At 61.0% G+C, this 25759-nt stretch carries 24 protein-coding genes; 10 read left to right on the forward strand and 14 right to left on the reverse strand.

Features of this window, described 5'->3' with window-relative positions; translation table 11 throughout:
* Positions 1-180 precede the first annotated feature (180 nt).
* From ACOYYX_RS38955 to ACOYYX_RS38970, 4 genes are all read right to left on the reverse strand, one after another.
* Positions 181-1230 carry a DUF1559 domain-containing protein gene (locus ACOYYX_RS38955; RefSeq protein WP_422931756.1) on the reverse strand — a complete coding sequence of 350 codons (1050 nt, stop codon included), beginning with the start codon at positions 1228-1230 and terminating at the stop codon, positions 181-183.
* Positions 1231-1395: 165 nt separating this feature from the next.
* Positions 1396-2034 (reverse strand): HEAT repeat domain-containing protein, encoded by a 639-nt coding sequence (locus ACOYYX_RS38960; protein ID WP_422931757.1) that lies wholly within the window; start codon positions 2032-2034, stop codon positions 1396-1398.
* Between the two features lie 29 nt (positions 2035-2063).
* Complete coding sequence (locus ACOYYX_RS38965) at positions 2064-3344, reverse strand: HEAT repeat domain-containing protein (protein ID WP_422931758.1); 1281 nt, start codon at positions 3342-3344, stop codon at positions 2064-2066.
* A gap of 422 nt (positions 3345-3766) precedes the next feature.
* Positions 3767-4138, reverse strand: coding sequence for a hypothetical protein (locus ACOYYX_RS38970; RefSeq protein ID WP_422931759.1), 372 nt, complete (start codon positions 4136-4138; stop codon positions 3767-3769).
* A gap of 333 nt (positions 4139-4471) precedes the next feature.
* On the opposite strand from ACOYYX_RS38970, the gene ACOYYX_RS38975 reads away from it, so the two are divergent.
* Positions 4472-8122 (forward strand): beta strand repeat-containing protein, encoded by a 3651-nt coding sequence (locus ACOYYX_RS38975; protein WP_422931760.1) that lies wholly within the window; start codon positions 4472-4474, stop codon positions 8120-8122.
* 39 nt (positions 8123-8161) lie between these two features.
* On the opposite strand, the gene ACOYYX_RS38980 is transcribed toward ACOYYX_RS38975, so the two are convergent.
* From ACOYYX_RS38980 to ACOYYX_RS38990, 3 genes are all read right to left on the reverse strand, one after another.
* Positions 8162-9631: a tyrosine-type recombinase/integrase gene (locus ACOYYX_RS38980; RefSeq protein ID WP_422931761.1), complete on the reverse strand. Its 1470-nt coding sequence runs from the start codon at positions 9629-9631 to the stop codon at positions 8162-8164.
* A 46-nt stretch (positions 9632-9677) separates the two neighbouring features.
* A complete protein-coding gene (locus ACOYYX_RS38985; protein WP_422931762.1) occupies positions 9678-9905 on the reverse strand; it encodes a helix-turn-helix transcriptional regulator in 228 nt (75 codons plus the stop codon).
* Positions 9906-11578: 1673 nt separating this feature from the next.
* Entirely contained in the window at positions 11579-12016 is a 438-nt protein-coding gene (locus ACOYYX_RS38990) for a hypothetical protein (RefSeq protein WP_422931763.1), read from the reverse strand.
* Between the two features lie 145 nt (positions 12017-12161).
* Here ACOYYX_RS38990 and ACOYYX_RS38995 point away from each other — a divergent pair, with 145 nt between their 5' ends.
* Positions 12162-12335: a hypothetical protein gene (locus tag ACOYYX_RS38995; protein WP_422931764.1), complete on the forward strand. Its 174-nt coding sequence runs from the start codon at positions 12162-12164 to the stop codon at positions 12333-12335.
* Positions 12336-12665: 330 nt separating this feature from the next.
* Here the strand turns inward: ACOYYX_RS38995 and ACOYYX_RS39000 are convergent, their stop codons facing one another.
* Positions 12666-13475, reverse strand: a complete 810-nt coding sequence (locus ACOYYX_RS39000) for a hypothetical protein (protein ID WP_422931765.1) — start codon at positions 13473-13475, stop codon at positions 12666-12668.
* Between the two features lie 505 nt (positions 13476-13980).
* Between ACOYYX_RS39000 and ACOYYX_RS39005 the strand changes: the two genes are divergently transcribed.
* Both ACOYYX_RS39005 and ACOYYX_RS39010 read left to right on the forward strand, forming a co-directional pair.
* Entirely contained in the window at positions 13981-14541 is a 561-nt protein-coding gene (locus ACOYYX_RS39005) for a hypothetical protein (protein WP_422931766.1), read from the forward strand.
* Between the two features lie 82 nt (positions 14542-14623).
* Positions 14624-14971: a hypothetical protein gene (locus ACOYYX_RS39010; protein ID WP_422931767.1), complete on the forward strand. Its 348-nt coding sequence runs from the start codon at positions 14624-14626 to the stop codon at positions 14969-14971.
* A gap of 154 nt (positions 14972-15125) precedes the next feature.
* Here the strand turns inward: ACOYYX_RS39010 and ACOYYX_RS39015 are convergent, their stop codons facing one another.
* Complete coding sequence (locus tag ACOYYX_RS39015; RefSeq protein WP_422931768.1) at positions 15126-15719, reverse strand: hypothetical protein; 594 nt, start codon at positions 15717-15719, stop codon at positions 15126-15128.
* A 1015-nt stretch (positions 15720-16734) separates the two neighbouring features.
* Between ACOYYX_RS39015 and ACOYYX_RS39020 the strand changes: the two genes are divergently transcribed.
* Positions 16735-17400, forward strand: a complete 666-nt coding sequence (locus ACOYYX_RS39020) for a hypothetical protein (protein ID WP_422931769.1) — start codon at positions 16735-16737, stop codon at positions 17398-17400.
* Positions 17401-17535: 135 nt separating this feature from the next.
* On the opposite strand, the gene ACOYYX_RS39025 is transcribed toward ACOYYX_RS39020, so the two are convergent.
* Positions 17536-18183, reverse strand: a complete 648-nt coding sequence (locus ACOYYX_RS39025; RefSeq protein WP_422931770.1) for a hypothetical protein — start codon at positions 18181-18183, stop codon at positions 17536-17538.
* 404 nt (positions 18184-18587) lie between these two features.
* Complete coding sequence (locus tag ACOYYX_RS39030) at positions 18588-19139, reverse strand: hypothetical protein (protein WP_422931771.1); 552 nt, start codon at positions 19137-19139, stop codon at positions 18588-18590.
* A 212-nt stretch (positions 19140-19351) separates the two neighbouring features.
* Between ACOYYX_RS39030 and ACOYYX_RS39035 the strand changes: the two genes are divergently transcribed.
* The 3 genes from ACOYYX_RS39035 (at position 19352) to ACOYYX_RS39045 (ending at position 21042) form a co-directional block, all read left to right on the forward strand.
* A complete protein-coding gene (locus tag ACOYYX_RS39035; protein WP_422931772.1) occupies positions 19352-19567 on the forward strand; it encodes a hypothetical protein in 216 nt (71 codons plus the stop codon).
* Positions 19568-19593: 26 nt separating this feature from the next.
* Complete coding sequence (locus ACOYYX_RS39040; protein ID WP_422931773.1) at positions 19594-20481, forward strand: hypothetical protein; 888 nt, start codon at positions 19594-19596, stop codon at positions 20479-20481.
* A 318-nt stretch (positions 20482-20799) separates the two neighbouring features.
* Entirely contained in the window at positions 20800-21042 is a 243-nt protein-coding gene (locus tag ACOYYX_RS39045) for a hypothetical protein (RefSeq protein ID WP_422931774.1), read from the forward strand.
* A gap of 161 nt (positions 21043-21203) precedes the next feature.
* On the opposite strand, the gene ACOYYX_RS39050 is transcribed toward ACOYYX_RS39045, so the two are convergent.
* Both ACOYYX_RS39050 and ACOYYX_RS39055 read right to left on the reverse strand, forming a co-directional pair.
* Positions 21204-21602, reverse strand: coding sequence for a hypothetical protein (locus ACOYYX_RS39050; protein WP_422931775.1), 399 nt, complete (start codon positions 21600-21602; stop codon positions 21204-21206).
* 176 nt (positions 21603-21778) lie between these two features.
* A complete protein-coding gene (locus ACOYYX_RS39055) occupies positions 21779-22654 on the reverse strand; it encodes a hypothetical protein (protein WP_422931776.1) in 876 nt (291 codons plus the stop codon).
* Between the two features lie 247 nt (positions 22655-22901).
* On the opposite strand from ACOYYX_RS39055, the gene ACOYYX_RS39060 reads away from it, so the two are divergent.
* Complete coding sequence (locus tag ACOYYX_RS39060) at positions 22902-23126, forward strand: helix-turn-helix domain-containing protein (protein ID WP_422931777.1); 225 nt, start codon at positions 22902-22904, stop codon at positions 23124-23126.
* 996 nt (positions 23127-24122) lie between these two features.
* Here ACOYYX_RS39060 and ACOYYX_RS39065 read toward each other — a convergent pair.
* A complete protein-coding gene (locus ACOYYX_RS39065; protein ID WP_422931778.1) occupies positions 24123-24557 on the reverse strand; it encodes an Hsp20/alpha crystallin family protein in 435 nt (144 codons plus the stop codon).
* 547 nt (positions 24558-25104) lie between these two features.
* Between ACOYYX_RS39065 and ACOYYX_RS39070 the strand changes: the two genes are divergently transcribed.
* Positions 25105-25416 carry a helix-turn-helix domain-containing protein gene (locus ACOYYX_RS39070; RefSeq protein WP_422931779.1) on the forward strand — a complete coding sequence of 104 codons (312 nt, stop codon included), beginning with the start codon at positions 25105-25107 and terminating at the stop codon, positions 25414-25416.
* Positions 25417-25759: the final 343 nt, after the last annotated feature.

Consider the following 25759-nt stretch of genomic DNA (forward strand, 5'->3'; position numbering starts at 1 on the left):
CTTCATGCAATCGTCCGTGCGAGCCCTTCGGAGGCCTCGCACGGACGATCTCGATTCTTCCCGCCTCAACCTTGCACCCCTGTTCGCTCGGGCTTATCGCACGCTCAAGCGGATCCGAAGACCGCCGAGGATGCCCTCACGCCCCGAGGTCCGCGTCGCGAGATCCTCGAGCCGGATCGGTCAAAAGGCATCGGCGCCGAAGGTCTCGCCGAAGTTGCGGGTGGAGAGCTGCTGCCAGACGCCGAAGTAGGTGCCGGGGGCGATGGTGTAGACGCTCTTGTCGCCATGGTCGACGGGGCCGCCGATGTCGTAGGCGATGCCGGGGGGGTAGCCGGTGGCGGGGTCGTTGCGCCAGCTCTCGATCGAATCCTTGATGAACCGGACGGAGCCATCGCAGAAGGCCGCGTTGACGCCGCCGGGGTGGAAGCTCGACGGGTTCCTCGGCGCGTGCTCACCCAGGGCCTTGCGGAACCGCTTCGAGCCGTTCGGCCCGAAGAAGGTCTCGACCTGGGTATGCTCGCCCGAGCCGACCTGCCACCACTGGTACTCGGCCGTCGGCCAGCGGAGGCCGCCAGAGACGACCGCGTCGCCCGACAGGACGCCATGGGCCGACTCGGAGAAGAGCAGGGTGTTGCTCGTCCCATCGGTGATCGCCGAGAGCCCCACGACGCTCTCGCCGAAGATCACGCCGTTCATATTTGCAAGCCTCAGCGCGAACCGATCGTTGCCCTTGGTCAGGTTCAGGGTCCAGGTCCCGGCGTTGGCGCCGTAGCTGGAGAGGCACTGACGCCACGAGCCGGGAGGGACGCCGAAGGGCCACTCGTCCACGTGGGCGGGCACGGGGCCGGGGTCGGTGTCGCTCGGGCAGAGGAGCCCCGCGATGGCGCAGCCGGCGATCGTGACGTTCTCCGGGAAGAGCACCTGCCGGCCGAAGTTCGCCGCGTTGTAGATCTGCGTCTGCTCGAGGAAGGCCAGGAGCCTGACGAACTGGCCGAGGTTCGCCGCCCCGTACGCCGCCCCGGGGAAGGTCCCGTGGACGTCGTGATAGTTGGCCGCCGCCAGTGCCAGTTGCTTGAGGTTGTTCGTGCACTGAGCCCGCCTGGCCGCCTCGCGAGCCGCCTGCACCGCCGGCAGCAAGAGGCCGATCAACAGCGCGATGATCGCGATCACCACCAGCAGTTCGATCAGCGTGAACCCGCGGCGCACCGTCCCCGTCCCGGCATCCGACATGGCGAGGCTCCTTCCCTTCAACCCGGCGACCAATCGAGCCGCCTTCCCCGACAAATGTCGCGGACGACAGCCTCGATGTCAAGGGCGTTCAATCGGGAGCGTCCTGGAGTCGATCTCATAGAACAGTGTGTTATGATCTAATTGATATCATGACATGTCGTTAACTTAAGTGATCCGGTCATGAGCTTCCTTGGCCCAGGTGCGGACCCCGAGGCTCGGATGACGTCGCAGCTCGTCGAGCCTGGGGAGGGCGAGCCGCCCCGCGGCGCCGAGGCTGCCGATCTCCTCGAACCACCACTCGAGGCCGTCGAAGGGGTCGTAACCGAAGGGGTAAGTCCTGAGGATCTTATCGAGATTTTTCAATGAGTTTTGCACGAGCCGGTCGGATTCGAAGCTCCTCCGGCCCAACGCGCCGAGGAGCCTCGCCCGACGTTCCAGAACGTCCTCGATCGGGTCGGAGGTCCAGTCGTCCTCAGGGTTCGCAAGCCAGCGCTCCGCGAGTTCGCGGCCTTCGGGCGAGATCTGCGTGAGGGCGATCAAGAGTTCGACTGTGTATGGGGACGGCTCGCCATCCTCCTGAAGGAGGCCGCGGAGGGCGGGGGCGGCGGCCCTGGCGTCGGGGCCTATCTGCCCCAGGGCCACGATCGCGGCGCGGCGGGTCCACTCGTTCGCGTCCTCCTTGTCGCGAGTCCTGGCGGCTTCGATCAGGGCGGGGACGGCCGACCTCGCCTCTGCGCCGAGCGAGCCGAGGACCTTCGCTGCCGCGGTGGCGGCCTCGCAATCGACGATGCCGGCTCTTCGCAAGTGATCCTGGTTCGAGGTTCGGCGAAACTTCAGGGCGACGATGAGGGCGGGGATCGCTCCGCGGGCTCGCGGCCCGATCCGCCGCAGGGCCTCGCCCACGGCGGACTCGGGATCGGGGGCCCCCGGGTCAACCTCGCGGCGAGCGCGGGGACGGCGTCGCCCGCCGCCGGGCCGAGCAGGCCCAGGGCTTCGGCCGCGGCTTTCGCGTGTTCAGCGTGGTTCGAGTTGAGCGTCGAGATAAGGGCGGGGACGCATTCCTTCCCCTCGGGGTCGATCTGCACCAGGACCCTCGTCATCCCAATTTCATCAATAAGTCGAATGATATCGATCAATTTCGGCAGGGCGGCCTTCGCGTCGGGACCGAATCGGGCCAGGGCCTGAGGAGCCTGAGAGGCCTCCGGAATTCCTGGTTCCACGCGATGCCTCAGCGCCTCGATCAGCACGGGGATCGCCTCCTTTGCGGTGGGGTCGATGCCGGAGAGGGCGACCGCCGCGGCGATGCGGACCCTCGGGCTCGGATCCGCGAGCCACCGGCGCAGGCGAGGCGCGGCATCTCTTGCGCCCGGCCCAAGTCCTGCGAGCAGGGAGACCAGGTCCGCGCCACCTTCGCCGGGGAAGCGATCCATGAGGTACGCGACGGGAGGGCTGCCGATCTTGCCCAGGACGTTCACGATGAGGCCGGAATCATCGCGATCCTGTTCGAGCAAGCGGTTCAAGGCAGGGACCGCCGCCTTCGCGTCGGGGCCGATCTGCCCAAGCGCGATGGGGAAGATCTGGTCGTGCTGGTCGTCCCCGAAATTCCGGATGAGCGCGGGGACGGCCTCCTTCGCTCCCGGCCCGATCCGTCCGAGCACATCCGCCGCGCAGCCGCGTACGCGCCTCTCCGGCCAGCTCAGGAGCCTGATGAGTTCCGGCACGGCCGGCCCGCCGATCCTTGCGAGATTCTTCCTCACGTCGCCCCTGTCAGGGGAAACCCAGGCGACGTTCTGGTCCTTGACCAATTGATCGATCAGATAAGAGACCGCCAAATCCGTCTCCGCCCCGATGCGTACGAGTGCGTCGACCGCCTCGGCCCTGAACAAGCCCCGGCGGAACTCCTCGACGAGATCTGGCACCGCGGCCTTCGCCTCCGCCCCGAAGAAGGCGAGCGCCTTCAACGCCCGCAGCCTGGCGCCCGGCGCGCTCCCTTTATTGCGCAGGATCTGCACCCAACCGTCGACGCTCCTGCCGAGCACCATCGGCGGCTCATCGCCTGCCGCCGCGAGGATCGAGCCGACCGCAAAGATCAGGGTCGAGACCAGGGCATTCATGGCCATCGTCCTGCGAGGCGTTTATCCGTGGATCCGAGGGGACGTCACCCCGGATTGTACCGAATTCCGACGGGCTGCACTCGCCTCCCGATTCGAGTGCGCCGCGGTCGTCCACGACGGCGGTGCTGCCCTCTGCTATGAACATCTGGCATCGAGGCGAATCTCCTAAAAAATGCGGACAACAGGCAGGTTGATTCTTGACACCGGGAATTCGGGAACGACATCATCGATTCGCAGAGAGCACTGATTTCAACAAGCCGTTGTGTGACCGCGAGAGATCCATCATCGGGGCCCGCGCGGACATCCTCATGTCCCTGGAGTCGAAGGCCTCGACGATCAGAAGGCACCCGCAGGATTCGCGGACCCAGGGGGCGGGCCGACGTGGGATAGCTTCGACTCAAAGCAACATCGAGTCTGTCGGCTCACCAGGGGATCGGCGCGGGGCCTTCGATCTCGGGGCAGGCCTCGAAGCAGGCCGGGTGGACCCATACGCCTATACCGATATTGGCGATGGTCGTCCAAACGGGGCGGAGGCTCGCGGGGAGCCGATCCCCGGCCTTCGTACCCTCGCCGCAGATCGGGCAGCGGTCCGACTCGCGATAGCCCCGGTCGCTGTATTGCGGGGGATCCAGCGATATCGTGCACGAGACGAGCGTGCCGCCGCCGCGGAGAGGGTCGGCAGAGAGCTTGATCCTCGGCGCGGACAACAGTCGTCGATGCGGCATCGCACTCCAGGAACGATCCCAGTCCTCGCGGTCGTCTTCGTCCTTCGTCTCGTGAACTGCATCGGCCATTGATTTCGCCCGCCCCAAGCCCCTTCGCACCCACCGCTCACGCGACCGACCCGTCCAGCCGCTCCCTTCGATCCATCGAACCATTGCATGAACAAAAATCCGGTCGTTCCGTCTTCACAAAATCAAGCCGGAACACATTTAACGTTTATTTATGCGCAATGCTTTGTGCGGCCGCTGTCCCTTTTCCGCGATGATGACGTAGTCAACACGTGAATGCAACACAGCCTGATAGAATCAGCAGCTTTTAAATGTGATGGAGCGACTCGGCCGTCCGTCGACGGCCTCTCCCCCGTCGCTGCCGCGTGGAGTCCTTCAGCAAAGGGGATCAGCATCTTGAACGCCTCTACCTTCCCGCGTCGCCGCCGTTTGTCTCGCAATGAGCGCCTTCGCCGCTCGATTCGGCCGGACCTCCTCGAACTGGAAGGGCGGATCAACCTCTCGAACCTGATCTCGGTCACGGGCAGCAGCGCCCCGGAGGGGGATACGGGCTCGACGCCTTACCTCACCTACACGGTCCACAATGCCGGGGACGATAACACGTTCCTGGGGGTCACCTACAAGACGGTGGACGGGACCGCCAAGGCGGGGGTCGACTACACGGCGACCACCGGCATGGTGAAGCTGGACAACAGATCGCCCGCATCTTTCTCGATCCTCGGGATCGGGAACCAGATCCTGCAGGGTAACCGGAGTTACAGCGCGGTCCTGACCTCGCTGGTGAACCTCGCCGATCCGAAATTCGCCCAGCTGACCAGCATCGACTTCAGCGACCTCATCTCGAGCGGCGACAACGCCGACTTCAACGGCGACGGCAAGCCCGACATGGTCCTCGGCATCTCGTCGGCCGACGCCGTCTCGGTCCTGCTCAATACCACGGCCGCCGGCGCGACCACGGCGACGTTCGCCCCGGGGGTCGCCTTCGACGCGGGGAGCGGCACGAGCACCAAGGCGGTCGCGATCGGAGACTTCAACGGCGACGGCAAGCCCGACATCGCCGTGGCCAACGACACGGCCGGCACGGTCTCGATCCTGATCAATACCACGGCGGCCGGCGCGACCACCCCGTCGTTCGCCCCCTACGCCGAGTTCGCGACGGGCTCGAGCCCGTCCACGCTCGCGGTCGGGGACCTCAACCAGGACGGCAAGGTCGACCTCGTCGTGGGCAATGCGGGCTCCAACAATATCTCGGTGCTGCTGAACACCACCGCGGCCGGCGCGACCACCCCGTCGTTCGCCCCCAAATCCGACGTCGCCATCGATGGGGGGCCGTCCTCGATCGCGATCGGCGACCTCAACACCGACGGCAAGCCCGATCTCGTCGTGGCGGTACCCGATAGCCGGTACTTCTCCGTGCTGCTGAGCACCACCGCGCAGGGGGCCACGTCCGCGACCTTCGGCCCCAGGACCGACTACTTCACGGACAACAACACCTCTCCCATCTCGGTGGCGATCGGGGACCTCAACACCGACGGCAAGCCCGACATCGCCGTGATCAACCGCCAGAATCCCCTCTCCCTCGTCACGAGCAATCTTCAAGTCTTCATGAATTCCACGACGTCGGGGGCCACGTCCCTGGCGCTCACCAGCCAGATGTTGGATCAATATGTCAAGATCGGGCCGGTCAAGCTGCAGGATATCAACGGCGATGGCCTGACTGACATCACCGTGCTGGCGGAAGGCCGTGTTGAGGTCCTGCGCAACATCACGGCCCCTGGTGCCAAGACGGCGACGTTCGGGGCGCGTACCGAGACCGGCCTCGGGGCCAGCGTGGTGGATTTCTCGATCGGCGACTTCAACGGCGACGGCAAGCCCGACTTCGCCGCGATCGGGGGCGCCGACACCCCCCTCCTGATCGCCCTGAATACCACGCCCTTCCTGACGGCCTCGATCAACAACACGCCCGCGACCGGCACGATCCTCGACGACGACGACCCGATCTTCATCACGTACCTGGCGGGGACCAACCAGTCGGCCACGATTAACACGAACTTCGGCACGAACCTCAACGTCTTCCTCCGCAACGCGGCGGGCAACCTGGTGCAGGGGGGGGTCGTCACCTACACCGCACCTTCCTCCGGCGCCTCGGGGACATTCGCGGGGGGCGGCACCACCTACCAGGTGGCCTCGGCCTCCTCGGGCCAGGCCCCGGCCATCGCCTTCAAGGCCAATGGCGAGGCGGGGACCTACTCGGTCACGGCCACGGTCGCCGGCCACACGACGCAGATCCACTTCAACCAAACCAACCTGAAGGTCAGCCCGGTCTTCACCGACCTCAAGTCGGTCTCGATCGAGTACGGCACCGACTCGACGACCCTGAGCGGGCACTTCGCCGCCGGCCTGAACGTGCCCGAAGGCCGGACCATCACCATCTCGATCGGTTCGCACGACGCGACGGCGATCGTCGGCGCCAACGGCAACTTCAGCACGACCATCGACACGGCGAGCATCAACGCGTCGGATACGCCCTACACGGTGACCTACACCTTCGCCGGCGACTCGACCTATGACGCCGCGATCGACCACAGCACGACGCTGACCATCGCCCTCCGCAACCTGTCCATCTACGCGAACCCGATCATCAAGACGTACGGGGATGCGTACACATTCACCGGAGACGAGTACCTGGCCGTCGGCCTGATCAACTCCGACACCATCAGCAAGGTGACGCTGGCCAGCGCCGGGGCTTCGGGCTCGGCGAACGTCAGCTCCATCCCGAACATCTCCGGCCCGCCCTATGCCATCGTGCCGTCGGACGCCGAGGGGGACGGCCTGAGCAACTACAAGATCACCTACGTCAACGGCGGAATGACGGTCGTGCCGAGGCACATCCAGGGCTCCTTCACCGCGGCCGACAAGGCCTATGACGGCAACACAAACGCGACCGTCGTGACCCGCTCGACGATCGGTGACCTCGGGGGCGTGAGCCTCGTCGGCGGCGTCGCGAGCTTCGACGACCCGAACGTTGGCGACGACAAGACCGTGAGGCTCGCCGGTGCGACCCTGAGCGGCTCCGGCGCCCTCAACTACATCCTCGACTCGGTCCTGCCTGCGACGGCCGACATCACCGGAGCCATCGAGCCGGGCCAGATCAGCATGAGCGGCTCGTCGGCCCCGAGCACCTTCGGGCAGGCGGCCTCCTTCACGGCTTCGCTGAACTTCGACGCGACGGGCCAGGTGACCTTCCACGACGGCAACAACGTCATCGAGACGGCGAACATCGTTGGCGGAAAGGCGACGATTTCCCCGACGAACCTGGGGGTCGGCGGCCACCAGATCTGGGCCTCGTACGACGACATCAGCAGCGACCCGCTCTTCCACATCGTCAACCGGGCCGGCTCCATCACCAGCGTGACGGCCTCGCCGGCGGTCAGCAACTTCGGCCAGCAGGTGACGTTCACGGCCACCGTCAACGCGGGGGCGACGGGCGCCGTGCTCTTTTACGACGGCTCCACGCCGCTCGGCCAGGCGACGATCAGCGGCAACACCGCGACGTTCAACTACACGGCGCCTCAGGCGGGGACCCACGACATCCGGGCGATCTACGTCGGCGACTTCAACTACCTGGCGAGCACCAGCGCCCCGCTGACGCAGGTCATCAACCTGGTCCAGACCACCACCTCGATCTCGGCCGCGTTGACCCCCGGCAGCAACGGCCAGACGGTGACACTCCAGGCCAACGTGGCCGGCGGAGCCACCGGCGCCGTGATCTTCTTCGACGGCTCCCGGATCCTCGGCACAGGCGAGATCAACGGCTCGACCGCGACCCTGGTCACCGCGAGGTCCCAGGTCTCCGGCAACGGGTTCTTCCGGGCCGTCTACAGCGGCAATACCACCTATCTCGGCAGCGTCAGCAGCGGCGTAAGCCTGCCCGCCACCCCGACGACCGGCAACCCGATCGCACGGATGGGCTTCGTCCCCCAGTTCCAGCAGATGGCCACGCGATTCAACCCCCGCGGCATCCGCTTCCCGTTCAACCGCCGCTGAGCGATCGAGACGGCCTATCGGCGCCGCCTGCCATCGCAATCACATCAGCCAGGGCCCGCGGCACAACCTGCCGCGAGCCTTTTCTTGCGCGGCCTCGGGCGGGATCGAGACGCATCGCCTCCGTCGAGGTCGACATCCCCCATCTCGCCCGTTTAACGCAATGGAGACATGATCCATTGGAAGTCCATTCACGTGAGTATCAATGCCCCTCTGTCGACAGTCTTCGACATTATCCGCCAACGTGCGACAAGACGAGTCAAACCCATCGCTTCCAACGGGTTGCAACGCCGGTTCATCCCCCGACTTGATCACCCGTTCTGTGCCTGGCTTTGCGACATCTTGCGACAAACTTTGCCCCTTTGCGTCCCCCATGTGGGGCAAATGAGGGGCAAAGCCATCGCTTATGGGTGGCGGTTGGGGCGCAAGCTCGGGCAGGCCGTTGACCGCCCCGTCGATGTCCTGGACGCTCGCCTTGGCGTAGATGCCGATGGTGAGCGAGGGGGTCGAGTGCCGGGCGAGGGTCTGGGCCGTCTTCACGCTCGCACCGGAGGCGACCACGTTCGAGATGAACACGCCTCGCAGGCTGTGGAAGTCGGCCCGGCCGGCGGGGGTCTCGTACGGGATTCCCGCCGCCGCCAGGTCCACGCGGAGCATCTCCGCTTCCCTCTTGGTGAACCGGAACACGGGCTCTCCCGCGGGACGGCCGGGCAGCCACTCGCGGAGCCTGGCGGCCAGGGCGGGCGGCAGCGGCATGACCGCCTCGTGCTTGTTCTTGGTGTACGCAGCCTTCACGGTCACCCTGGGACGCTCGGAAGTCAGGTCGAACGAGTCCACCGTCAGGCTGCCCAGCTCGGCGGCCCGGAACCCGGTGTTCATCGCGACGTCATACATCATCGACCGGACTGGCCCGGTCATCTTCTTGGCCACCGGCCCATTGTGGGCGGCAACCAGGAGCCTCCGGCACTCGTCGACGGTCAACGCCCGCCTCCGTCTCCGACTGCCCGCGGCCGAATTGACCGTTGCCAGGTGTGCCAAGGCGTGCTCGCGGGTCCGCCCATCCCGCCACAGCCATCGAGAGAATCCCTTCACCGCACGGACGTGATGGTTCTGCGTCTCGGGGGTCCAATCGTTCTCCTTGCGGAGCCCCGCCAAGGCTTCGATGGTCTTCGAGAGGGATATGGCCGAGATCCGCCGTGTGCCTGCCCGCTCGAAAGTCTTAGCGACCCGAGTGCGGGTCGTGGCCACATACTCGGCGGTGTCCCCCTTGGCCAGCAGCGACCGTTCGAAGTCCGCCAGGTGGTCAACCAGGGGCCTCGCCTCGTGCTCGCGATACTTCGCGGCCTTGGGGTCTAGCGTCCCGCTGCGGACCTGCGCAGCTTCGCTCTCCGCGGCCCTGGCCATCTCCTGGGTGGCCTTCTTGTCCGAACACCCCTTCCGTTCGACCCGGACGCCCGAGGCGTCCACGTATCGATAGTAATAGATTCTGCCCCGCCGCCGTATCGATGCCATGACCACTCCTCTCGCGGCCGGCCCCTGGCCAACCGCTCGCCCGACCTCAGTTGTCACGGACCTGACTCTCGATCCACCCCTTGACGGTCTCGGCCCGCCATCTTGGGGACACCCCCACATAAAGGTCGGGCCTGGGGAACTTCCCCGAGGACTTCATGCGTTCGGCCGTCCGGCGGCTCACGCCGAGGGCCCCCGCGACGTCATGAATCGTGAACAGCCTCTCGAGCAGGGTCGCCTCGACCGCAACCGGCCTGTCACTCAGCTTCGTAGCCATGTGTCACCAGTAACCTCGATTTTGATGTTTGTCACCGTCAGCGAATGCCAATCGGCGTCGAAGATCAATTCAAACAAAATCGCCGGCGGATTGCAAATGGCATTAATGCTCAATAAAAACAAGTGGATATCAATTTTTATAAGAATTCGAATAAACGTAAATCATTACCCCAAAACAACTTATGGCACGAGAGGCCGTCGTCCTACAATTCACGATTTCCACGTATTTCAGTGATTTCCGTGATATTCGTGACTATTCATAAGTTGTTTACAGCCACCCACATGGGAGTCGGCCTTGCCAATTTTCGTGAAATCCTTGGAGCAATTTCGAGTACAAAACCATGAGGCGTAAGCACGTTAGGGCCATTGGCCATAGTTGATGGTTTAGGCGGAAAACTCACAAATCAATGCATGCACAATATTCGACACAATGCCGCATCTCCAAGAGCATAGGCGCACAGGGGTTACGCGATGAACGATTGGATACCTAATGACGAAATGAGGTTAAAAGCAGAAATCTAGAGACACGGCGAGTTGCAACCACCTCGTGTTGCTTTTTGGCAACATTACTCAGATGCGAGTCGGCCTCCGGCTGACTCATGACGCCCGACTTGGGGAGCAGGCCACCCACGAGGCGAGTTCGCCCCCCGGGGACGCTCGAGCTCCAGATAATCACCGACTCGATTGTCACGTGGGCCTAACTGGCTTAGCGGTCCGCCGGGCGAGCCTTCGGCCCGCAATTCCTGACCGGGCGGGAAAGTTGCCGGGCGGTCCCATCTCAGGGGCCACGGGAGGTTGGTCAACGCGAACCCGCATCCGGCTCACCTCGACCTCATCCGCGGTTGCGACTATCGCGGGGAGCAGCTCCAGGGCGTCGGCGGGGGATGCGGTTGCACGGCCACTTGGCTTTGCGCAATGAGAAGGGGCTCGATTGGATCGGGCCCCTTCGAGGTCAGTCTCAGTGATTGCTCGCGATGCGTCTCCGGTGCCGCCAAAGCGACGGAACGGAGGCATGCGGGACATCGAATCCGTAGCGTCCGCATGGCAACTTGTACCCAGGCCGCGAGGCCGGAATTTGGATTCGTTTACCAGGACCATTCCACCCATATCTCGCACCCGACGGCGAGAACAATCCAACTAACTCCCCAGAACCTCCCGAGCCGATCCGGCAGATTTGGCTCGGGTCGCCAACGTCCACTCAGGGATTGGATCATCCAGCATGCAGCGACCGCATGTCCGATCCTTGTCGGGTAGCTGATTGTCTCTAAGAGATCAGCATTTTCGAAGATCCAGAGCCATTTAAACCTGTGCAGGCCCCGCGAACACTCCATGATATAGACTGAGGTTCGACACAAGAATACACACCCAGATGTGAATGCAACGGCAAAGGACGCCGTCAAGCCCGGCTGCTGGGTGATCCGATGAAGCGGGGGCCTGGGCCGCTTCAAGAACAGGGGGATGAGCCCGATCGGACCGGCCAGGGCGAAGGCACTCATTGCCCGGATACACATTTGACCATAAGAATACGAGAATGGATCGAAGTGCCAGGCGAATCGGCCCGCGGCAAGGCCCACGGCCGCGGATGCCACCAGGACCATCATGTCCATTACTGTGAGGCGGCGAGTTATCGAATCCGACATGCTCTGCCCTTGCTCCGGTCGGCCCTTTCGGCACCTATTTGACCTCGCCAGTCGGGATGGGCGAATCTCGTCTCTTAATATCGGCCATCAATTCCCGGGCCGGATCTTGGACGAGGCGACGGAAGCCCTCCAGGCACTCCTTCGAGGGCATGGGTGGTGATGGAGGATCGGCCGGCACGAGGAGCCACGGGCGACGCGCCGCCTCCTCGTATTTCTCCTTCATATCCCAGTGATGCTGGGCGACGGCATGGATCGGCTTGGTGACCTTCCTTCGAGCGGCGACCTCTGATGGATCCTCTCCGTTCCCTCCCACCAGGCCGGAGTAGATATCCAGATCGGTCACGCCGAGCCTTTCCCGGGCCATCTCATGTTTCCGGGCAATACTCCGCAAGTAGGCCGGGCGGCTGAGGAAGGCGGCCAGCACGGCAACCGAGATCATCCAACGCTTGACCGTCATCCTTGGTATTCGCACGTGATCTCCCTCCTGTCGGCCCATCCCGTGCGATGCGACCGCACGCGGGGGCATGCGGAGCCTACACCCCGGGGCGGCATTCCGTCCAGTCGCGATCCGTCGTAGCGACGTTGCGGATCACGCCGTCAGGCCGATCGCCTCCGAGATGGACGACGTCACCCGTGCCTTCCGCCTGACGCACGACGGCGACACCTACGACGTGGCACAGACGCTCCACGGGCCGACGTGCGACTGTCCCGACTTCATCTTCCGGCGTGAGTGGGTGGACCTGCGGGGGTGTTTGCTCATCAGGGCGATGCGGGCGGTGGGGATTCTGTGATCGGCGGTGCCACCCACGTGGGTGGCGATGAACTTACGCGAAACGAGGCCGTCCCGAATCGCAGGCACAGACTCGCCGAGCAAGGAGTCCGTTCTGTTCTCGGATGCCTTGTGTGCCGTGCGTCTGCGGCTGTGGTCCGAGGGAGTATTTCGAGAGGCCGGGTTCGACTCGGGCCTGGAGAAACTCTCCGCCCCTCTACGCGAGTTGCTCTACCGAGCTCTCGCCCAGGCGGCGTAGGTCTCCGCTTTCGGCATCAGTCGAGCTAAAGGCTTTCGCGGTTCTTTGATGAGGATGGGAATCCCACGAGAGAGCATATGTTAAGTTCTTCGATTAAGATGTGCTACGTCGCTTGCCTTGATTCTGAGCAAATTCAACCTTTGCAGTTAAAATGGAATCGTAAGTCATTTCGCTTTCATACATTGGAAATGCTGGTTCTGGATTAATGTTCATCTCGTTTTTTGAATTGTATATAGTTTGACCATTTCTAACGGAGAAATCGAAGCTTCCATCTTCCTTGGTCACGTTTAGACTGAGCAAGGGGAAATCCGAATGATGCAGAACTCTACAATTCTGGTCATCGATCTTTTCGGCTCTGAACATGATAGCGCCCCCTTTAACGCTGATCTCAAGAGGCTTACCGTTCTTCGTTTCCAGCATGTAATCAAGCAAGCGGCCGTCGTGTAATTCAAAACCAGTCATAAGGGATGGCTTGAGATCGCCACGTCTAACGGCATAGGGGTAAAGAAAAAGAGGCTTTTCTGTGAAACAAGTAAATTGATTTGTGTATTTATTGTGAATAACCTGCGCTTTGACGTTCAGGACAGCAGTTCTGCCGCCCATTCGCACGGTGATCGTGAAATCCGCTGAAATGTTTTGGCCATGCAAAATGATGTGGCAACCGCTGCATAACAACACACATTTGTCGACCTCGTTGAGTTGATCGCTCGAAATCACACGCTGCATTAGCTTATCGTATTCGGGATGCTTAGCAGACGGATCTGTGTGATTAAATTGAAAAAGTTTGTTCACTACGCCATATTTTCTCATCATTTCATCTACGCTCAGCCCGCAAGCAGCACAGAGATTACCTTTGTATTTGAAGAGAAGGGGATTGATTGCCATGCCATCGACCTCTGCCACAATGTCATCCGCCAATTCGTCTCGAAACTAGATTAGCGGCATCACCCATAGAACTCTATCATGCTTTCAATGCCACCCGAAGATGCACTAAGCCGCCGTACATTTGCTATGCCGAAATCTGCCTTCATTTGATGAGAAGGGCAACCAGCACAAAGAGCGGACGCCCGGGCCCATTTCATAAACCCGGGCGTTCATCCTACCGCATCCCATCATCCCGCCGTCAACCTCACGCACCCATCCCACGGCAACACTCATCCTGACGTGCCGAGTAGCTCCCGCCGCGCACTCCAATCGCCAAAAAGATCCCGCCATGCCTGTCGGCAGCTTAGTTCGTCCACCGCGGCAAGCCCTGATAGGTGGCCTCCACCTACTCCCAATCACCCAGGCGTGTTATGGTCCAAGTCTCTGACGCCATCGCGTCTGGTCGGCATTCGGGCCATGAGAAGGGCCCTGATCTCGGTTGGAAGGGAGGACACCCTTGAGGGTTCGGCTTTCGATCGCAGGGATGATGGTCGTAACACTCTTGATCGCCATCGGGTTGGCTGGCCTTCACGCCGCCACGGGGGTCTGGGCCAGCGCTTTATTCACACTCACGATATTCCTGCTGGCCGCCTCTACGCTCGCGGCGGTCGCGATCCAGGGCAAATTACGCCACGCCTTTTCAGGCTTCAGCATCTTCGGTTGGATTTACCTTCTGACGGCGTTCTATCTCTGGCCTGGGCCCAATGGATCTTACGCGCCGCCATACCTATCCAAGGCTTTGCTCGATGCCGTCCAACCGGTCGCGAGTCCGCCTGCTTCCATGACGGTGGATCTGAGCTCGGGGGGAGAAAAGTTCTTCGAAGATCCCCCGAAGGTGCCAACATCGATCCAGCCCGGCGTTACCGGCATGGCTCCGTTCACCGGGCGTGTCATCAATCTGTACCATTACCGCCGCATCGGCCACACGCTCGCGGCCCTGGCATTCGGCCTCCTGGGTGGGCTGATGGGCGGTGTCTTCTCCAGACTGAATGAGGCGGGAGGCGTGCGACCTTCGCGCCCTCCCGTGGGTGGTGAGGGTTCGTGATCCCAACCACGGCCAATATCCGGGGAGCGACCGGACAACCACGTAGCAACTCAATGCAGGGGTTTGGAGGTTTGAGGTAGCCATGTCTGACGCGAACCCGTATGAAGGACCGAAATCCGACCGGACAGCCTCCACCTTGGAACGGCGGATCGCCACCAACCTGCTCAGGGCCCGCGAGCAGGGCTACACCTACCGACTCTGGTTCGGCATGAGTAAAAAGTATTACCTCGTCTTGTTGATCTACTTCGGGCTCAGCATCGCCTTCTTCTGGTCCCTGGACCTGGACGTGGCGGTCGCCATGATGTCGGGCATCCTGTTCGGCCACATTTTGCGAGACTTTGCCACCCTGAAGGGCCAATTCAGGACATGGCCCGTCCAGAGGGATTTCATCGACTGGGAGAAGGTACGGCGGGCGGCAGAGGGCGAGTAGGTTAGATCGGTGGATGCCACCCGCAGTTGGTTGGCACGGTTGAACTCATCGTCCCCGTCCGGGCTGCCCACGTGGGTGGCGACGAACGACCCGGCGGCTGGCTTGCTTGTAGTGGCTTGGCTTCTCAACCGCTGTTGTACAGCCAAGGGATAACTCAGCGAACGGTTTGTCCGGTTGGGAGCTTGTGCTTGTGACGACGGACTTTCCCTCTGGCGTCGACTCCTTCAAGCTCATAGAAGTCACGAATCCCTATGGTCCGTACCAACTGGCCATGCTTCATAATCCTGGCGGATTTGAATGTGACGCCTGGCATCGCCGTAGCAGCCTCTGCCTTGATGTCTGAGGGCACCCGGTCAAGCGGAATCGGGCCGTCGATTGCGTGAACTTTCCCCGAGACGTCAACGCGAACCGTGCCCCTCTTCCCGTCTGAGTCAACACCGTCCAGCGTGTAGTCAGGCAACGAGAGAATGCTGCCCTCATTCGAGGTGAAGTACGCATTCTCCAGTCTCACGGTGGGCAATTCGTTTTTGGCCGCCCCGAGAACTTTGGCGGGTACCTTATCCATCGAGACTTCCTGCGATACAGGGTCAACATTCTCGATGGCGACATTACCGTTTTCTGGCAGATCAGGTTTGATGACCTGGGATTCGAGAGAAGTGGGCTGGCTCGGTTGCCGATCGCAACTACATCCGGACAATGATGTTGGCCCAAGGGCCGTGACCACGAAGATTCTGAATACCTTGTTCATCGGGCTGCCTATCGGTGAAATTTGATCAGGAAATCAATCCAGGTTTCGCTTCAGGGCATCTAGGCCAGAAGCATACATGCGGTGATTAGGCCTGCCGCAGTAGGTCGTAACTAGATTACCCCTTAGCAATGCCTACTGCACCTGGCTAAGCCAGATTCCAAGCGTAATTTCCACACTCCTTACGAATCGAAGCATGCGACTGGATCAGGTGTTGTTTATGGGTGAGAGACGGCTCAATCAGCCGGCGGCCCCTGATGATTTCTTCACGAGGCCGCCGGTTTCACCCCTCTACTAACCCACCGCCCCCTCCGGCCAGTACCTCTCGTACGTCGCCCGGCAATCCACATGCTGGCTGATCCACGTCCCCGGTCGTTCGTGGTCCTTCATCGCCCCTGGGACGTTCGGTCTGCGGTCATACCATCGGGTGATCACCCGGACGGGACGACCGTCGAGGTCGAAGGAGCGTGCCAACTGCTTGAAGTGCGGGGTGGGGGGCTTGGCAGGAGTAATTGGCTCCGCGGGAGTGGAGCGAACGGTGGTAGCCGGCCCCGCAGGGTGTGAGTCGACGGGACTCAGGCCACCCACAGAGAGGCACCCCATGGGAATGGGGCTTGCCCGTGGACCGTCCTTGAGCTTGCCACCCACGGATGGGCGGCCGTTGGCCTGACTCTCGGTCGCAGAGGTGGGCTGATCCTATGCCCCGATTAGAACAACACGCGATTCGTCCGTGCACGTATTGCTCGTGAGCTGGCAATGGTGTAAAAAGTGCGGTTTGACTGGAGTTTCCGGGGTCGGCCTGCCGATTCGGCGTCGTCGATCTGGAACGCAATTGGCTGCGGGGCCGCATCCGGTGAAAAGTCTTAGGATAATCGTTCTCAGCTTTGCCCTCCTTCTAATAGCCACGAGTAACCCAGCTCAGGCGCAACACATGAGATGGGCGAATCAATACGGTTACGGAAACACTTACCACGCACCTGGGGGGCATACTTTCCACCGGTACGGCTCTGGCGTCGGGATGTCCTACGGCTATCCCTCGTTTAACGACTTCTCGCCGGACTTTTACCCAGGTTTCAATTCGGGGCCCTACCCGCAATCTTACACGCCCCGCACAACCCGTAACCGCCTCAAGGCAATCGCATCACGACGCGAGCGTGACGGGAAGCAAAGCGATGGAAACTTCACAGATCCTTATCGCCAAAAGCTATTTGGATTGAATCTAAAGCTTATTTCTTCACTAAATGATGTGACAGAGATTCCAATATTTGCTAAGAGCACGATCATCATCGCGGACGTGGATCATGTCCTTTATTTCCGAGTCTTCAACGCTGACGGCAAGGCGGTAGTGGACACTTCCGAGCGTGAATTGCCGGACAAGGCCCGCGAGATTGCGGCTATTAGGAGCCAGCTCGAAACGTTGTGGCCTCCCCAGGAGCCGGACAAGAGGGAGAAGGTCCAGATTATCCCCGCCATCGCCTCGCTCGTCGGATACACCGAGTCAACTCCGGTCAAGAGCGGCGGTGGCTCGGTCTCGACTCGGAGTTTCGCCACCGATAACCCCGATCTGTACGCGCGAGCGAGGGCCGAAGCCGCCAGAATCGCCAATGATCCGACGATCCAGCTGGAGAAGGCGAGGTTTCGCGAGTCCGCAGGCTATTACGGCGACGTGAGTGTGGGCCGATAGGCTCTCCAGCTGACATGCCGGGCGATGTTTTTGCCGCGATCCTCTCATCGCAACGAAAAGCTTGGCGATCCAATTAGCAAACGGACGCCTGGGTCATCCTCGTGAACCCAGGCCTCCTTTGATTGCTTCCCACCCTCATCCCATCACATCGACCGCCAACCTCGCGAACACATCCCCCCGGCACCACTCATCCTGACTGGCCGTGTACTTCATTCCGTCCACGACGATCCCCACCTCCTCCCCGTCATCCATCCTCCGTTCGTCGTCGAGCACGACCAACAGTTCCACTAAGTCCCGCTCGGCGTGAGTGAGTACCTGCCAGGCCACCCTTGGGAGGCCTTCGGAGTAGTCCATCCTGTGGGCGGCATAGCTCTGTAACGCCTCGGACCCGATGGCGTGGATACCTTCGGACTTGCAGGCCTGGCGGTAGGCGGTCGGGTCGTAGGCAGATGCCACCCACAGTTCGTTCGCACGGCGGAAGTCGTCGTCCCCGTCCGGGCTCCCCACGTGGGTGGCGACGAACGACCGGGCGGCCTCCCAGCGGGCGATCACGGCACGGGCCACGAACGCCTCCGCGGGGCTCAGCGGTCGGCCGGAGCCGGTGGAGGGGTGGACACGGCGGGTGCGGGTGACGTTGGACGAGGGACCTTTGGCGGTCGGGGCGGCTTCCGCTTTACCCGACGTGCGGTGGCGAACTTTGGGGGGTGCCTGGCTCTCGAGCGTGGTGGTGGCCTTGGATGCGGCTGCCTTGGGGGACTTGTCGGCATTTCGCGTCTTCGTCATCGGTAGGCACTCCTGATGTAAGGTCGACGTCCGGGCGGTCCACCTCGGACGGGGTTGTGAAGTCAGTCGGTCGGTCGAATCTCGAGAGAGCCCTCATCCCACTCACCGGACGCACGGCGATCGAGCCCGCGGGTGACGGGTGGGACGGGACGGTTGGGCGTGTGGACGGTGGACGCAGGCCACCCACGGGGGGGCGGTCGCGTGGTGCGTGGCGTCGGTCGGGCGTCAGGACTACGAATGGTCGGACGGGCCGACGGTGGACGTTCCTCCGGCGTGCAGCCACCCACGTGGGAGGCATGGCGGGAGATTGGCCACCCACCGTGGGCGCGGGGTCGGTCCTACACCCCATGCCCCGCAGGGTTACCCCGGGCGGACAGGTCATCTCCCATCCGCCCGAGTCCACCTCACCAACCGAGCTCGGGGTCGATCTTCGAGCTGGGCCAGGTTTCCCACATGGAGAGCGTGCGAGTCCGCTCGAGGACGACGTAATCGTAGGCGTTCGTCGGCGAGTTTTCCCGCCACCACTGCTCATCGGCGACGGAGTGCTTGGCACGCTTGTCGAAGATGCCTTCGCCGAACGGACGGGCGGGGCGTTCGCTCCGGCGGGTGGGCAGGACGGGAGGCCGGGCGTAGGCTCGTCGGGCGGGCGTGGCCACCGCGTGGGCGGCAGTCGTGTGGGCGGCAACCGCGGGCGTCCGGCGGGGGTTCGCCTTCCTCTCCGCAATCACCTTCTCAAGCTCCGCCTTCGCGGCCACCTCACCGGCATGCTCGATGTACTCGTCTTCGATGCCGGGATGCTTCACCTCGAACGCGTTCATCGCACGGAGACGGGCGAGTGTGACCCGTCGGGCGTCGGCGGGCGGCAAGGAGTACAGGACGTCATGAGTACTCGGCTCGGCGATCCGGCCGTTGGGGAGCCGGTGGCGGGCGGGGGAGCTTGCGAGTAGGATTGACATGGGGTGGGCCTCGTAACAGGCTTGCCTCTCGGCCCCGTGGGTGTTCCACCACCTGCGGGGCCATTTTGTTTGTCGGGTGTCGGCCGTTCCTCGACCCGACATCCCAATGATATCCCAAAGTAGTCCAAAGGTCAATGGACTACTTTGGGTATCTTTCGGGATTGCCTCGTGGCATCTATGGGATATACTTGGGAACCTGAAAGGAGCCTTCCATGGCCAAGAAGAAGCCTGAAGCTACGCCCGAAACCTCAGACTCCCGGGCAATCGTCGTGTCGATGAAAGGAACGGTTGAATTCCGCGATTGGCTCAATGAGCTCGCCGAATTCGACCGATCAACCGCTGTCCAGGTGATGGAGAAGGGGGCGGTCCTGTACGCAAAGCAGATAGGTTTCCCGAAGGTGGCTCCCAAACGGACAGGTGGACGATAAATTAAAACATTTTGAAAGGATTTGGCATGAGATTCAAACCATCGACAATCACCACAATAGCTCGGTATGTGTGTGGCGATGCCCCTTCGCCGTTTCCATACCGTGGAGTTAAAGCATTGGTGGAGTTTTATGGAGGGCTTGGCTTTGCCCTGAATTTGGAAGGCCAAACTCGCAATCAGGGTTCACAAGCAGCATTGGCTAAGCTGAACTTGGATTCACCAGTCGATGGAAAAATGCCTTCGGCTGAAATGGTTACCTTGATTGAAGAACTTATGAATTTAGACTATTTTGATGCCTCGGCTGAGATTCGTATTGATCTGCGCGCCGCCCATGACCTCCTGAACAAAGCCTTGTCGCCGTACGCATTGGAAATCGTCTATCCAGAAGGCAATGGCCATGCAAAACTAAGTCCTATCGGTGGAACTTACGTGTCGTCAGTTTTGCGACCGAGAGAAGCGACCCGCAAAATAACGTTTTGTCCATCTGTGTTTAAGGTGCCCGATGAGCCGCTCTCCCCAGACTTGGCGGCTGTCATGATGCCATTCGCGGCACACTTTAGTAGCGTTTATAGTTCCATTCAAAAAGCCTGCAAATGGAGCGGATTAAGGTGTCAACGCGTAGACGATATCTGGCAAGATAGCACTATAATTCAAGATATTTTTAATTTGCTGTTTTTGTCATCCATAGTGATTGTCGATTTTACAGGAAAGAATCCGAACGTAATGTATGAAACTGGAATAGCTCATACTTTAGGGAAGCATGTAGTCCCAATTACTCAATCGATGGAAGACGTGCCTTTTGACCTTAAGCACCATAGAATTCTTCGCTATTTGCCGAACGGAGAGGGTCTAAAAATTCTTGAAACGGAGCTTGAGCGGAGACTCACAACATTGGTGAGAGAGCTTAAGAAGTGAGCCGAAGGGCCGTAACGACACATTGATTTCACGCCCTGCCAGTCATGCAGAACGTTCCGCCGCCCACCGAGCCGGGAGCACGTGGGTGGCGGTCGAGGTATCGGGCGAACGTGTATTCGCTGGCGGGGGAGGGAAGGGCAGTCGTCGCGGGGCTACTTAACCGGCAATCCCGTGGGAGCGGTCGAAGTTCACCCCGAAATGCCACTCGACTCGACTGGCGTGCCCTACTCCTACGAAAGTGTGCCCGATTGACAAAAGTCAGAGGATGGCCGATACTACGTCTCTGACATCGGTCGTACTCCGTAGGGGCTCAAATCAATGACTTCTGAAACCGATGCGTCGGTACCCAATCGCATGGCCAAGGCACTGGCCATCCTGAGCGTGGCGTGCTTCTGGGTCCTGCCGTTCTCGCCGATGGTCTCCATCGGGGCCGTATCGCTGACCAAGGGGGCGTCCGGCTGGTCGAGGAAACTTGCCGTGACGGGAGCGGCCCTTTGTGTCGCGTACACCGTCGGTGTGGCAACTGTATTCGCCCGATTGGCCTGGCAAATCGGCTTGTAAGTGCAAGGCAAAGACATAAGGCGAAATGGCACGCAAACTCGATGTTGAGTAGCGTGCCATTTTCGTCCATCTCGGCCGAAGATCCATCGACTCGCGAACAGGGACGACGCAGGCAGTGCAGCCTTCTAATCGGGGAGTCGCAACCCACTTCCCCTTCAGCCTCAACCCCGCCTCACCTTCCTCCCCACCTCCACCACGATCAGAGACAACGCGAGCATCCACAGGCTCGAGAGCATCCCGAAACCGCTCGCGATGACCAGCATGAGTGACGGGGCGGAAGGGCTCTCTGAAGACAGGTGGGCGATCGTGATCATCACAAAACCCAACACGGAAAGTACCAGGCACAGACCGGCGAACCCGACCGCGAATCCATAGTACGAGGGGTCCTGCGGGGTGGACGGGCCCCGTGTCGTCGCCCTCGCCACCTGCGGGCTTTCGCCTGTGCCCGGCTTGGGGACCTGGACGCTACTCCTGCAACCCGGGCACTTGATCGGGCTCCCGGCGTATTCGTCTCTTACCTTGATCTGCCTGCCGCATTCGCAGCTGAATTCGATGGCCATTCGGGTGCTCGGGGGAAACGGTGATTGCCGCCCAGCGGATGGCGAGGCGTCACGGTGGGCGGCTATCACGTATCGGTCGGGGAATTCAATAATTTACGGAGACACGTGTTGGATGCCTCCAGGCTTCCGCCAGATTAGAAATTCGTCTGCCTCATTGCAATGCTGATGGTCGAACCCTATTTCTTCGCCGCTTTATCCTGATCCTTCATCAAATTGCGATGCGACTCGAGCACCTTCAAGGCTGCTTCGTATCGTATTTCTCGGCATTTATAAATGGCTTGAATCAGCACGCAAGCCGCGACCGCGTCGTAGGGATCCCGGAAAGGTTGTGGCCTTTCGTCGGAAAATCTGTAACTGCCGAACCATGGACCTTCTAGTTCCGCGAGGAACTCTTGGCGACCCCTTCTTAAGATCCATGCCCCTTCTGACTTCTCTACCCTGTAATCGTCATCGAGCTCGATCGGCGTATCAGTCCTGTCGGCCAGATTGGCGAGCGCCCTGTACTGAGGCGTGAGAATCGCTTCCGGGTCGGCTTCGCCTGGCCAGCCGCGTTTCTCTGCCTCGTAGACTTCTTCAGCGAAGAGGAATCTCCACTCATACCAGGAACAGTCGAAACCGTTCAGGAAGGGTTCGCTCGGTGCTAAGGTGATGGTGATATCGTCGAGCAGGGACCAAGACCTCTCGGGGCAATTCGCTTCGCCGGGGTGGAACGGCGCAATGAATAGATCATTGTATTTGTCTTTAAAGCTTTCGAATTTGTGCTCGCCCGATTCCGATAATGGAGGCCTCTTGGGCCATTGATCTCGTAACGCCGGGAGCTCGCTGATGTCCATCGGACGCGGCTTCAGCGGGGCATCTCTAGGGGCGGGACCGCCGAACGATCTTGCGGCGTCCTTCCTCGCCTCGGCCTGCAGGATTGCGAACTCAAGATTGGCCTGTTTCCTTGTCCTGACCGTCTCGGGCGTCCCGATCTTGGTCTCTTTGCGGCCACCCACCGTCGCGAACCACTGCCCTTTGCCCTTCCGCTGCCAAGGTTTCGCGGGACGTCCCACAAGTCACCTCCGCCAAATCCGCCAGGCTTCTCATTAAAGCGCCCAGAATGACGGAGAAAGACGGAAAGTCAAGTTCGAAATAAAATAGTTGAGATATCACGGTTCCATTTACGTGAAATCCGTGAAATCTAACAAGCGAATCTGCATGAGTCCGTTAGCTGGGGAACGTGGACGCAACTGACGCCAGGGACGGTTGCCGCCCACGAGTGCCGGCGTTGCCGGGCGTGGACTTCATAAGGGTGAGACCATGACGGACGCCACGATCGACCGAGAGACCATCATTGCCATCAAGGAAAAGTTGGGCCTAACGTTCGAAGCGATGGGGGAACGCTTGGGCGTCAAATGGCAAGCCGTCGCCAGGTGGGTGGCTCCCGTTGAGTCGACCAATTTTAGGAGGCCGCGGGGTGCGGCCGTGAAGATGTTAGAGGAGATGGCAAAAGAGGCGGGGGTTATGACAGATAGGAAAAGCTAGAAAGATTGGTAACATTCGCCGTCAGTAAATTCGTGCAATTTGCAATTACCCCAATCGCACATGTACAAACGGGGATTGCGAGGCTCTTTTTGTGCATTCATCTCAAACACCCCATTTTACCAACCAACGACAATTGTCCTGCACGCGATAGGCCCTTGCTGCACGGGATACCACTTTCCATAAGTCCTTGTGCCATAACCCAAACACGCGATGCACACGATAATTCTCTATTGTACGCGTGGTGAGAGTTGAAGACTCAGAAATAAATTAGTAAGAGAAGAACTCTCTTAGGAGATCGAGTACGAAAAATCGTGTGCAGCGAGCAGGGAACGCCCAAGATTTTTCTTAAGTGGTTAATTGTGATGGACTAGTGTCGATAAAAAACCGTGCAATATATCCCGTGCAGGCCGTTTTCATCGCGTGCAGCCCGTGCAGCCAGCGTGGGCGGCGACGGGGCGAGGGTGCGGGAGAGTGGGGACGGGCGTGTTGGCGAATGACAATGCCGTCATCCCGCCGGAACCGTCCTAGAATCGTCCAGGATCGCACGAGACGTGCGTTTAGGTGGCCGGACGTCAATCTATCCAGGCGTTCAGAAAACCCGCCATATCTCATGCCAAGGCCGTTAATCGCGATCGGCCCGTTTTCGGTCGTTTCACTCGTCGTTCCGTTCGGCTTCCTGCTTGGACCGTCGGGCGATGGCGGTCACGGCTTCGAGGGCGGATTTGATAGCGGAGTTGTGAGCAACGCGAACACTCTCTTATGTATCCACGAGTCATGAGAAGGAACAGCCCTCCGCGGCGAGGCAGGCGATCGCGATTAGCCCGAACAAGCGCCAGGCACAGTCCCTCGAATCCTACCGCGAACCCGTAGCACCAGGGCTCGCGAGGGACGATCGGTCCCCCATCAATCAACGACGTCCGACCCGAGGCGTATGCCCCGGGACGGACGCGAGGGAAAGGATAGGCGTGAAGCGAGGCGATCGCCGTCGGGCCGGGACTATCCCGCCTGGATGGCGATCTTCTTCGGCTTGGACTCGGGCCTCTTGGCCAGCTCGATGCAGAGGACGCCGTCCTTCAGCGTGGCCCGGACGTTGTCCGCGTCGACGGCCTCGGGCAGGGCGATGGCCCGCTCGAACCGGCCGAACGACCGCCCGTTGTACACGTATCGGCGACCTTCCTGCGGCTTACGCTCGGCCCGGATGAAGAGCGTGTCCTTGTGGACCGTCACGTCCAGGTCCGGCTCCGAGACGCCCGGCATCTCGGCCTCGATCCATATGTGATCATCGTCCGCCCACATCGCCATCGGGGTCCGTGCCCAGCCCTGCGGGCTCATCCCGCCGTCCTCGCCCATGAGGCGGTCGAAGAGGGCGTCCAGGCGATTGGCCGGGGCGACGAAGGGGACGACGGCTCCATTCTTGACGTTCGGAAGCATGGCAAGCACCTCTCAAGAGTTCACGGGCAACCTTTGAAAGGGAGGTCATCGAACATGAGGAAGGGAGGGGCGACAGCCCGTGCATTGCCGCCCGTGTCCTTACTTCCGGAGATCAATAGACAAGCAACACGCATGCCGATTGGTGGGTGGCCCGAGTAACACGAATTCACTCTGGAATTTACGACATTTCGCCCCCCCGGAAGCCCCTCATGTCGAGTGCCAAGTTGGCAGCCACCCCTTTGCTCTCTCCGCAATTTTGACAGGAGAGTTGGCGTCGATTGGCCGCGAGCAACGCGATGCATCCGCGAGCGAAACATCGCCTGGCCCGGGTTTCAAGAGTCGTTCGGTGCGGTGAAACGCCCGAAATACCGATCAGGGCATGAACAATCGACGTTTGAATTTCCGTGAATTCCGTGAAATTTTCATATCTATCGTTTATAAGATGGAAAAATTCGAACTTGCATGGGGATTTCGCATTTGCTACCACTTTGTACAGGAGTGAACTAAAAGGCAGGACGCCGGCACGACTTTCGAGGGGGTTTCAGCGATGGAATGGTTCAGCGTTCTGCAGGCCGCCAAGATTCTGGGCCTGTCCGTCGAGTCCCTGTATGGCCTCTGCAAAGACAAGCTGATCCCGCATTCGCGGATCGGGCCGAAGAAGGGGCTCATCCGGATCAGCCAGGCCCAGATTGACGCCTACCTCAAATCCTGCGAGGTGGACGTCAGGACCGGGATGGAACAGGTGTTCCCGCCGCCGGCCAGGCGTGGGCGGCCTAGGAAACCAATCGCTGTGCCGGCGGACTGCTATCCCGATGGCACTCCGTTGGTATTCTTCAAGAGGAAGCCCGAGCAACGCTGACGAGCCTATCGGGCCGAGCGCGGGCCCGGAGATGGGCGGCGATGACGCCTCCACGCTCACTTGTTATTGCGGAGTCCGCGCCAATCGTTGTGCCGGCAGCTCGGTTGGGCTGAACATCTGCAGCCACCCACCGTGGGCGGCCGCGGCCTCGCACATGGAACTCGCACGAGAGATCAACGGCGGGGTCGCTTTGCCCCGTCGCCGCGTTCGTCGTCCGTACCTTGATCCCGTCGAACCGCCCGTGGCTCCAGCTCACCAGGCCCCGGCTGCGTCGGCGGGCGAACATCCCGACTCACATCTGACGAGGGTTCATTCGATGGAGTGGTACACGGTCAAGAAGGCG

The sequence above is a fragment of the Singulisphaera chitinilytica genome, from assembly GCF_049331405.1.
Classification (GTDB): Bacteria; Planctomycetota; Planctomycetia; order Isosphaerales; family Isosphaeraceae; genus PoT.

Excerpts from the sequence above, each read along its gene's own strand:
- ACOYYX_RS38955 (WP_422931756.1), bottom strand. The coding sequence starts at position 1,230 with ATGTCGGATGCCGGGACGGGGACGGTGCGCCGCGGGTTCACGCTGATC.
- ACOYYX_RS38965 (WP_422931758.1), bottom strand. The coding sequence starts at position 3,344 with ATGAATGCCCTGGTCTCGACCCTGATCTTTGCGGTCGGCTCGATCCTC.
- ACOYYX_RS38970 (WP_422931759.1), bottom strand. The coding sequence starts at position 4,138 with ATGGCCGATGCAGTTCACGAGACGAAGGACGAAGACGACCGCGAGGAC.
- ACOYYX_RS38980 (WP_422931761.1), bottom strand. The coding sequence starts at position 9,631 with ATGGCATCGATACGGCGGCGGGGCAGAATCTATTACTATCGATACGTG.
- ACOYYX_RS38985 (WP_422931762.1), bottom strand. The coding sequence starts at position 9,905 with ATGGCTACGAAGCTGAGTGACAGGCCGGTTGCGGTCGAGGCGACCCTG.
- ACOYYX_RS38995 (WP_422931764.1), top strand. The coding sequence starts at position 12,162 with ATGGACGACGTCACCCGTGCCTTCCGCCTGACGCACGACGGCGACACC.
- ACOYYX_RS39005 (WP_422931766.1), top strand. The coding sequence starts at position 13,981 with ATGATGGTCGTAACACTCTTGATCGCCATCGGGTTGGCTGGCCTTCAC.
- ACOYYX_RS39010 (WP_422931767.1), top strand. The coding sequence starts at position 14,624 with ATGTCTGACGCGAACCCGTATGAAGGACCGAAATCCGACCGGACAGCC.
- ACOYYX_RS39015 (WP_422931768.1), bottom strand. The coding sequence starts at position 15,719 with ATGAACAAGGTATTCAGAATCTTCGTGGTCACGGCCCTTGGGCCAACA.
- ACOYYX_RS39020 (WP_422931769.1), top strand. The coding sequence starts at position 16,735 with ATGTCCTACGGCTATCCCTCGTTTAACGACTTCTCGCCGGACTTTTAC.
- ACOYYX_RS39025 (WP_422931770.1), bottom strand. The coding sequence starts at position 18,183 with ATGACGAAGACGCGAAATGCCGACAAGTCCCCCAAGGCAGCCGCATCC.
- ACOYYX_RS39030 (WP_422931771.1), bottom strand. The coding sequence starts at position 19,139 with ATGTCAATCCTACTCGCAAGCTCCCCCGCCCGCCACCGGCTCCCCAAC.
- ACOYYX_RS39035 (WP_422931772.1), top strand. The coding sequence starts at position 19,352 with ATGGCCAAGAAGAAGCCTGAAGCTACGCCCGAAACCTCAGACTCCCGG.
- ACOYYX_RS39040 (WP_422931773.1), top strand. The coding sequence starts at position 19,594 with ATGAGATTCAAACCATCGACAATCACCACAATAGCTCGGTATGTGTGT.
- ACOYYX_RS39045 (WP_422931774.1), top strand. The coding sequence starts at position 20,800 with ATGACTTCTGAAACCGATGCGTCGGTACCCAATCGCATGGCCAAGGCA.
- ACOYYX_RS39050 (WP_422931775.1), bottom strand. The coding sequence starts at position 21,602 with ATGGCCATCGAATTCAGCTGCGAATGCGGCAGGCAGATCAAGGTAAGA.
- ACOYYX_RS39060 (WP_422931777.1), top strand. The coding sequence starts at position 22,902 with ATGACGGACGCCACGATCGACCGAGAGACCATCATTGCCATCAAGGAA.
- ACOYYX_RS39065 (WP_422931778.1), bottom strand. The coding sequence starts at position 24,557 with ATGCTTCCGAACGTCAAGAATGGAGCCGTCGTCCCCTTCGTCGCCCCG.
- ACOYYX_RS39070 (WP_422931779.1), top strand. The coding sequence starts at position 25,105 with ATGGAATGGTTCAGCGTTCTGCAGGCCGCCAAGATTCTGGGCCTGTCC.